The 9,325-nt window shown below is 44.0% G+C and carries 8 protein-coding genes; 4 read left to right on the top strand and 4 right to left on the bottom strand.

Annotated elements, in window-relative coordinates:
- The first annotated feature begins 31 nt into the window (after positions 1–31).
- Together NBH01_RS25360 and NBH01_RS25365 are read left to right on the top strand one after the other, a co-directional pair.
- Positions 32–1,402, top strand: coding sequence for a sodium-dependent transporter (locus tag NBH01_RS25360; RefSeq protein ID WP_008762587.1), 1,371 nt, complete (start codon positions 32–34; stop codon positions 1,400–1,402).
- Positions 1,402–2,331 (top strand): ComEA family DNA-binding protein, encoded by a 930-nt coding sequence (locus NBH01_RS25365; RefSeq protein ID WP_234140581.1) that lies wholly within the window; start codon positions 1,402–1,404, stop codon positions 2,329–2,331. Before NBH01_RS25360 ends, NBH01_RS25365 begins: the two co-directional genes overlap by 1 nt.
- 202 nt (positions 2,332–2,533) lie before the next feature.
- Here the strand turns inward: NBH01_RS25365 and NBH01_RS25370 are convergent, their stop codons facing one another.
- Genes NBH01_RS25370 through NBH01_RS25380 form a run of 3 tightly spaced genes read right to left on the bottom strand, consistent with a single transcriptional unit; the run spans position 2,534 to position 6,051 of the window.
- Entirely contained in the window at positions 2,534–3,190 is a 657-nt protein-coding gene (locus NBH01_RS25370; protein ID WP_008762585.1) for an ABC transporter ATP-binding protein, read from the bottom strand.
- Between the two features lie 9 nt (positions 3,191–3,199).
- Entirely contained in the window at positions 3,200–3,916 is a 717-nt protein-coding gene (locus tag NBH01_RS25375) for a tRNA threonylcarbamoyladenosine dehydratase (protein WP_234140580.1), read from the bottom strand.
- Entirely contained in the window at positions 3,916–6,051 is a 2,136-nt protein-coding gene (locus NBH01_RS25380) for a cation:proton antiporter domain-containing protein (RefSeq protein ID WP_117978368.1), read from the bottom strand. Before NBH01_RS25380 ends, NBH01_RS25375 begins: the two co-directional genes overlap by 1 nt.
- 200 nt (positions 6,052–6,251) lie before the next feature.
- Here NBH01_RS25380 and NBH01_RS25385 point away from each other — a divergent pair, with 200 nt between their 5' ends.
- Together NBH01_RS25385 and NBH01_RS25390 are read left to right on the top strand one after the other, a co-directional pair.
- Entirely contained in the window at positions 6,252–7,259 is a 1,008-nt protein-coding gene (locus tag NBH01_RS25385; RefSeq protein ID WP_008762581.1) for an aspartate-semialdehyde dehydrogenase, read from the top strand.
- A gap of 261 nt (positions 7,260–7,520) precedes the next feature.
- Positions 7,521–8,354 carry a glycosyltransferase family 2 protein gene (locus tag NBH01_RS25390; RefSeq protein WP_008767058.1) on the top strand — a complete coding sequence of 278 codons (834 nt, stop codon included), beginning with the start codon at positions 7,521–7,523 and terminating at the stop codon, positions 8,352–8,354.
- A gap of 10 nt (positions 8,355–8,364) precedes the next feature.
- Here NBH01_RS25390 and NBH01_RS25395 read toward each other — a convergent pair whose 3' ends face one another.
- The gene (locus NBH01_RS25395; protein WP_250700354.1) at positions 8,365–9,183 is read right to left on the bottom strand and encodes a hypothetical protein; all 819 of its coding nucleotides are present in this window, start codon (positions 9,181–9,183) and stop codon (positions 8,365–8,367) included.
- Positions 9,184–9,325: the final 142 nt, after the last annotated feature.

Below are 9,325 nucleotides of genomic sequence, written 5' to 3' on the forward strand. Positions count from 1 at the left end.
TTATAACGATTTGTAAGACAAAACAAGATTTATGACGAAAATTGATAGAGCGAACTTCGGGAGTAAATTAGGCGTAATACTTGCTTCCGCCGGCTCGGCAGTAGGATTGGGAAACATCTGGAGATTTCCCTATGAAACGGGTAATCACGGTGGCGCAGCCTTTATACTGATCTATTTAGGATGCGTTTTTCTTTTGGGACTTCCCATTTTGATCGCCGAATTCTTGATCGGACGCCGTTCGAGGGCAAATACAGCGGGAGCCTATCAGAAATTAGCTCCCGGCACGCATTGGCGCTGGGTGGGACGCATGGGAGTCCTCGCAGCTTTTCTGATTCTCAGCTATTATTCCGTAGTGGCAGGATGGACACTGGAGTATGTGTATGAAGCTCTTACGAACGGCTTTACGGGCAAGACTCCCACAGAATTCATCTCTTCCTTCCAGCAGTTCTCCAGCAGTCCGTGGCGACCGGTCTTGTGGTTGGTTCTGTTTCTGTTGGTTACTCATTTTATTATTGTCAAAGGCGTGGAGAAAGGTATCGAGAAATCTTCCAAGATCATGATGCCGACTCTGTTCATTATTATATTAATACTTGTAATCTGTTCGGTTACCCTGCCGGGAGCTGGTGCGGGTATCGAGTTTCTGCTGAAACCGGATTTCAGCAAGGTGGACGGAAATGTATTTCTGAGTGCGATGGGACAGGCTTTCTTCTCCCTTAGCCTGGGGATGGGATGTCTCTGCACCTACGCTTCTTATTTCAGCAAAGAAACCAATCTGACCAAGACAGCATTCAGCGTAGGGATTATAGATACATTTGTGGCAGTATTGGCAGGCTTCATTATCTTTCCGGCCGCATTCTCCGTAGGCATACAACCGGACGCGGGTCCGAGCCTTATCTTTATCACACTGCCCAATGTATTCCAGCAGGCATTCAGCGGAGTACCGATATTGGCCTATATCTTCTCCGTCATGTTCTACGTATTGCTTGCCATGGCAGCACTGACTTCCACCATTTCCCTGCACGAAGTGGTCACCGCTTATCTGCACGAAGAATTCAACTTCACACGCGGCAAGGCAGCCAGACTGGTGACCGGAGGATGTATCTTCTTAGGTATCCTTTGTTCTTTGTCGCTCGGAGTGATGAAAGGATTCACCATCTTCGGATTGGGAATCTTTGACTTATTCGACTTTGTCACGGCTAAGATCATGCTGACACTCGGCGGTCTGTGCATTTCCATCTTTACCGGATGGTATCTCGACAAGAAAATCGTCTGGTCAGAGATCACCAATGACGGTTCGCTGAAAGTTCCCGTATACAAACTGATCATCTTTATATTAAGATATATTGCACCGATTGCCATCTCTCTGATCTTTATCAATGAGTTGGGACTTATCAAACTATAATGTGGAAAGACTTTCTTTATTTTACTAAAACCGAACGACAAGGCATTATCGTCCTTGTCGTTCTTGTTATAGGGGTATACACAATCCCCTCACTCTTGCAGACTTTCTCCGGGCCGGAGAAAACCGACCCGGCTGAACAGGCGAAATCCGAAAAGGAATACAATGAATTTATCTCATCCATGCGGGAAGTAAAGCAGAACAAGAAATATCCGGTCTACAGAGACAGGTATTCATCGCCCGCCTATCCGAAAAAAGAAATCAGACCGGCAGCGTTCGATCCGAATACCGCCGACTCCGCCACTTTTCTCAGCCTCGGCTTGCCTCCCTGGATGGCAGGTAATATTCTGCGATACCGCAGAAAGCAAGGCAGATTCCGACGTCCGGAAGACTTTCGGAAGATATACGGACTGACGGAAGAACAATACCGGACTCTTCAACCGTATATACGCATTGCCGAAACACCGGTTCTTCAAGATACCAGCCGGATATTAGCAGTACAAGCGACTGCACCATATGATACTTTAATGAAATACCCGCCGGGCACTATCATCGACCTTAATCAGGCGGATACCACCGAACTTAAAAAGATTCCGGGGATCGGAAGCCGGATTGCCCGATCGATTGTAAACCATCGCCGGTTATTGGGAGGATTCTATCAGATAGAACAGTTAGGGGAGATTCGGTTAAAAGCGGAAAAGCTCCGTTCGTGGTTCTCCGTGGATGCTGGAAAGATTCACCGGATCAACATCAATAAGGCAAGTGTAGAGCGAATGATGCATCATCCGTACATCAGCTATTATCAAGCCAAGGTCATTGCAGAGTACCGGAAGAAGAAGGGGAAAGTAAGAGACTTGAAACAACTGATGCTTTACGAGGAATTCACACCCGCAGATTTCGAACGAATGGCGCCTTATGTTTGTTACGACTAGAATCGTATTTGTTGTGATATATAAAAAAAGATGCATTCCTATCACACCAGACAAGAATGCATCACACACAAACAAAACAAACACTCTACTGACATCTTCACAGACTTACGTAGAGAAGCGACTATAAATATATAGCTAAAAGATTGAACTCACACAATCTTCTAGTGATTTGGTATCCATTTTTAGAAGTTTGGTTTCCTTATTAATCTTTTTTAATTGTGCCATCCACCATATGTACCGTTCTATCGGTGATTTTGGCCAGTCCTTCATCATGGGTAACGATGACGAAAGTCTGTCCCAACCGGTCCCTCAGGTCGAAGAACAATTGGTGTAAATCTTCTTTATTATGTGTATCGAGACTTCCGGAAGGTTCGTCCGCAAGGATGACTGCCGGATGGTTAATCAAGGCACGTGCTACGGCCACCCGTTGCTTCTCTCCTCCCGACAGTTCGTTCGGCTTATGGGAAGCACGGTCGGTGAGTCCCATGAAAGCCAGTATCTCCATAGCACGTTCGTTTGCTTCCTTAGACGATACTCCGGCGATAAATGCGGGGATCATCACATTCTCCAACGCGGTAAACTCCGGCAGAAGCTGATGAAACTGAAACACAAAACCGATATTCTTATTGCGGAAAGCGGACAGTTCTTTCTCCTTCATCCGGCTGACTACCGTTCCGTCAATCGCCACCGTGCCCGCATCCGGTTCGTCAAGCGTTCCCATGATCTGTAAGAGAGTCGTTTTTCCGGCTCCGCTAGGTCCTACGATACTGACGATCTCACCTTTATTGATTTCCAGATCAATGCCTTTCAGCACCTGCAAAGAACCAAAACTCTTGGTTATTCCTTCTAATTTTATCATAATAGCTTCTTAGATTCGTTTAATGACATATTCCGCCAGATAGCAGCCGAAGACTGCCGGCATATAGCTGACCGTTCCGCAGGTCGATTTCTTATTCCGTTCGTCATCCGTGAGCAATACCGCTTTCGGGTCCGCCTGTTCGGTACTGAATACGACGGGAAGTTTACGCTTTACTCCCATTTTCTGCAAACGCTTCCGCACCGCTTTGCTGAGTCCGCAGTGATAGGTATCCCAAAGATCGGCAAAGCAAATCTGCGTAATATCGCTCTTCGCGCCTGCGCCCATGCTGGAAACAATCTTTATATGACGCTTCATCGCTTCATAAATCAGAAAGCATTTGGGGCTGATCGTATCGATGGCATCCACTATGAAGTCAAACTTAGCAGAGTCCAACAGTTCGGGGATGTTCTCGTCTTTCAGATAGACGGGTAAAACGGTCAGTTCAATATCCGGATTGATGTCTTTGTAGCGTGCCGCCAACACTTCCGCTTTCGGCATCCCCAGGGTGGAGTGCATGGCAGGAAGCTGACGGTTCATATTGATAGGCTGCACGGTATCCGCGTCTACAATCGTCATCCTGCCTACCCCAGCCCGGCAAAGCATTTCGGCAGCATACGCCCCCACGCCTCCCAGCCCGACAACCAATACATGCGAAGCACGGATGCGCTTCATTTTCTCTTCTCCCAACAGGAGTTCTGTCCGTTGTTGCCAGTTATTTTCTTCCATCAGCTTTTCTTAAACCATTTATAAAACCATTTGCCCACCTTTTCATAATGCTGCGATTCGTTGTAACCACGCGGGTCGGAGAAAGACACAATCTCCTGCGGATCGCCGAACTGGTCGGGGTACAGGATAATCAGACTGTTGTTGGAGAAATACTTGCTCAGCTGTGCCGGCAGACGTTCAAAGGACGGATCATACGAGATAGAGCCCCGACGGGCAGAGATGACAACGAATAAATGATCGTAGTTCACCTGTCCGGTCAGCAGCAGAAGGTCGCCCCACTCTTCGAGCAGAGAAAATTCGGTCGGGGTACCGCTGAATTTCTTCTTCACCAGTTGTTGCAGACGCATCAGTGTACGTTCATTGGCAAAGAAATGCACGCGGCAGCCGAGAATGCTTCCCATCCGACAGAAATGCTCTACCCATTTGGAAAAACCGGTTTCAAATTCGGCTTTGGGCGGAACGGCGATGATGATGCGGCGGAGCGTATTGACCGGCATCAGGAATTTGGCTATCATCACTTCGCGGTGAGTACCTTTCAGCAGGCTTTCGGCCAGGTGGCCAAAGAAAGAATCGACGATATTCGCCTTGCGGTGCAGACCGATCACTACATCCGTAGCCTCGTATTCCTTAATCGTATGTATAATTCCCGAAGCAATGTTCAGATCGTAGCGGCTTACCATCGTCACCGGCACATCGGCGGCGGCGGCAATCATGGCGGCTTTTTCGAGATTCCGCTTGCCTTGCAGTTCCTTATTCTCCGAGCTGTTATTGTCATTAATCACATTCAGGGCAATCATGCCATTCTTCTGCTTGGCATCCTTGATCACCAGGGCGAGATTCACCAGGTTCTCAATCGTTTCCGGATTGGCTACCGGAATCAGAATCTGCTCCATCGCTTTCTTCGCTCCCTTATCTTCGGGCTGCGCATCTTCGTTCAGTGCAAACCGGCGGGCGGAACGTTCCGTTACCAGCGAACTGATGACACAGGTGAAAAGGATCATCACGACCGTACCGTTCAGTACGTCATCATTGAGCAGACGCTCTCCGTTTTCCATGATAATTTCATGCCCGATCAGCACTGCTGCCAGCGTAGCCGCCGCTTGTGCATTACTGAGTCCAAAGATCATGCTGCGTTCATTGGGCTGCATACGGTAAATCTTCTGCGTGATCCATGCGGCAAGCCATTTGCTGAAAGTAGCTACCACCGTCATGACTACCGCCACTTTCAATGCTTCACCACCCGTAAACAGGCTTCTGACATCGATAATCATACCGACACCGATCAGGAAGTAAGGAATGAACAAGGCATTTCCTACAAATTCCAGACGGTTCATCAGCGGAGAGACATGAGGAATCAAGCGGTTCAGGACCAATCCGGCAAGGAAAGCTCCCAAAATTCCTTCCATTCCTACAAACTCCATCAGTCCGCCTCCGAGGAAGACCATCGCCAGCACGAACACGAACTGCATCACGCTGTCGTCATACTTCCGGAAAAACCAGCGGCCGATGCGGGGGAAAAAGAAGATGATAAGGAAACCAAGGAAGGCTACTTTCGCAACGAGGAACACCCAGAACAGACCATCGACAGTGCCTTTAAACATTCCGCCAATGACGGCAAGGATGATAAGGGCAAGAGTGACCGTAATGGCCGTACCACCGATAGTAATATTGACACTGCGCAGACGGGACAATCCGTAACGGCTGATAATAGGATAAGCAATCAAAGTGTGAGAAGCATACATACTGGCGAGCAGCACTGCGGTAAGGAAACCGTATCCCAGCATGCTCATACTGCTCCATATACCCAGCGCCATAGGAATCAGGAAGGTAAGCAAGCCGAAGACGACGCTTTTCATCCGGTTTTTCTTGAAGTCCTCCATGTCCATTTCGAGTCCGGCAAGGAACATGATATAGTAAAGTCCTACTTTACCAAACAGCTCGAAGCTGCTGTCACGGTCGAGCACATGGAATCCGTGTTCGCCGATCAGCACACCGGCCAGAATCATACCTATAATATGAGGTATATGAAGGCGCCCCAGAATCATCGGAGCAAAGAGAATGATAATTAGCACCAGAAAAAACACCCAAGTCGGATCGGTTATCGGTAACGCTAAATTGAATTCAAACAGGTTCATAGGTCCGTGGTTTTAGGATTTCAATGCAAAGGAACAAAAAAGTTCGCATACCTCCAATTCGTAGGTAGATAGATTCAAATAATAATTCTTCGACAAAAATGCGGTTTATATGGCAAAATGTTATAATTTTGCAGCCAAATCTTTCCTATTCGTCAGAGCAGGAGGATAAAATCAGTATTCACATTTAACAAAAGAAAAAGATGAAAGTAGCTATTGTTGGCGTAAGCGGAGCCGTAGGACAAGAATTCCTACGCGTGCTCGATGAGAGAAACTTCCCGATGGACGAGTTAGTTTTGTTCGGTTCTAAACGCAGTGCCGGAACAACCTATACTTTCCGCGGTAAACAGATCGAGGTCAAACTCTTACAACACAACGATGACTTTAAAGGAGTAGACATTGCTTTCACTTCTGCCGGTGCAGGAACATCCAAGGAGTTCGAGAAAACAATCACCAAGTACGGTGCTGTGATGATCGACAACTCCAGCGCTTTCCGTATGGACGCTGATGTGCCTTTGGTAGTGCCCGAAGTAAATGCCGCAGATGCGTTGGAGCGTCCGCGTGGCGTCATTGCCAATCCTAACTGTACAACTATCCAGATGGTAGTTGCACTGAAAGCCATCGAACAGCTTTCTCATATAAAAACCGTGCACGTATCTACTTATCAGGCTGCCAGCGGTGCCGGTGCTGCCGCTATGGACGAGTTGTACGAACAATACCGTCAGGTATTGGCCAACGAGCCTGTGACAGTAGAAAAGTTTGCTTATCAGCTGGCATTCAACCTGATTCCGCAGATCGACGTGTTCACAGAAAACGGTTATACCAAAGAAGAAATGAAGATGTATAACGAAACACGCAAGATCATGCACTCTGACGTGAAAGTCAGTGCAACCTGCGTACGTGTCCCCGCACTTCGTGCTCACTCTGAAAGCATCTGGGTGGAAACAGAACGTCCGATCTCGGTAGAAGAAGCCCGTGAAGCATTTGCGAAAGGCGAGGGTCTCGTTCTTCAGGACAATCCTGCCGAAAAGGAATACCCGATGCCGTTGTTCCTTGCAGGCAAAGACCCTGTGTACGTTGGACGTATCCGCAAGGACCTTACAAATGAAAACGGTCTGACATTCTGGATCGTTGGCGATCAGATCAAAAAAGGTGCTGCACTGAATGCTGTACAGATCGCTGAGTATCTGATCAAGGTAAAGAACGTATAATATATATAGATAAAATGAAATAAAGGTCGGCTTGCTACACGACAATCGTCGCAGTGCAAGCCGATCTTCTTTATTATCCATACCGATCATTTCATGTACCCATATTTTCTATGAAAAAAACTATATCATATTAATTATGTACCGAATTGTATATAAAAAAACACCGAATTGCAATTCAATAGTTAATATAGGACCATATTATCTTATTAGTATAGTACTTTTGAAACGACACTCTTCAATACTAATAAAATATGATAAAGTATGCATGTAGATGATTTAAAAATAGTAGTTTCATGTCCTATAAAAAATGATAATGAATATCTGATTGAATTTGTGGAGCATTATTTGAATTTAGGATTTAATGCAATATATTTATACGATAATAATGACGATGACTCAATAATCCCATCGGAAATATTAGCCTCTTATATCAATAAAGATAAAGTCAAAATTATTAATTATAGAAAGCAAGTCTTTAATGATGTTTGGCACAGAAAGGATTTCTTTTCTTCTTATGACTTTGATTGGGTCCTTTTTGTCGATGATGACGAATTTTTGGAATTAAAACATCAAGAAAATATAAAAACATTCTTAGCTAGATTTGATGAAAACGCTACAAAAATAGCCTTTAATAATCTGCATTATGGGGATAATGATAAACTATATTATGAGGATGGAAATGTTCAGGATCGTTTCCCTCGACCTTTATCTTTAAATTCAGGAACAAAGAATTACAAATTCAATTGTGCAGTAAAATCCTTATTAAAAAAAGTCGAAATTCAAACGATTCAAACGATCAATGCACATACATTGATTGATCACCTCCCATATTATAATGCTGATAATAGAATCATAAATATGAGAAGCTTTTGGCGAATGGACGAGGCAGATGTATCCTACGGCACAGCTTATATCAAACATTATTGTACAAAATCCTTAGAAGAATTTGTAAAATGTAAAATAAAGAGAGCCATGAGTAATAATATGGCTTATAATGAACGATTTGATATTAACTCATATTACTATATGTATAATGAAAGAACAAGAAAAAAAGATGAATTGTATAAGCTATTTAGAGAACAATATCTTTCTTAATTATCTACATTTAATGTAATTCTTTCATCTTTATTATAACTTTAAAAAAATCCATCAATGCGGGAACATAGGTATCAAAAACAAATAGTTCGCGTTCTTTCATTATATGATGAGTTAACTCTGCCATTCTTTTTGTATTTCTTAATGTTTCAACTAGTTCTTCAAGAGTACTAAATGATATGTTACAATCAAAAGTATCGGCTATTCGCTGTGTTGCAACAATATGCCCAGAGTTGTTTCTTTGAATCATAGGTAGACCGGCAATAGCAAAAGTGTTCATTTTGGCAGGAATATTTAGATCATCCCACGACGTTCGCACTAATTCATTATAATTTTTGCTTAGAAAACAGTGTGATAATCCTGCATCATACTGTGAGTACTCTGTAACCCAATCTTTAGGAGAACAATAACCATGCACATGGAAGTAAGTAGGATTTGCCTGTTGAGCACAGTGTACAAGTGGCGAGTTTGAGCCATAAGAATGGATGTGTATTTTCTGTTGACACAAATAATTAATATCTCTTAATGATAATCCGACCAAACGTCCGGAGTTTAAAATATGTATTTCTCCGTCGGTCTTTGATAATTTTGAACAGAAATTATTATTAAGATATTTACCGGAAGGTAAATCTCCATCCAAAATAAAAGAAGTTTCCCTGTTTGGGCACGATATATATTGCTCAAACCAAGCCTGACATTCTTCATTAATGTATATCTGACCGTCAGACAAAGTATATAAGTCCATTAGTTTATCCCATAAATTACGATATTGGCATACATAAGGACCTTCTTTAAAATGCCAAACAAAAGGTATTTCTTTTGTGTTCATCAGCACCTCATGAGCTAGGGGTTGTCTTACCCTGGATTTGGTTGACTACTATAAGTATCAACTAAAATGAATAAAAGATGAAAAAGAGTGACATGACCTTTAGTCCTTATCAGCTTGAACTTCTTGGCGATTTCTATCGTTC

This window comes from Bacteroides sp. B1-V-101 (assembly GCF_023656585.1).
Taxonomy (GTDB): Bacteria; Bacteroidota; Bacteroidia; order Bacteroidales; family Bacteroidaceae; genus Bacteroides; species Bacteroides thetaiotaomicron.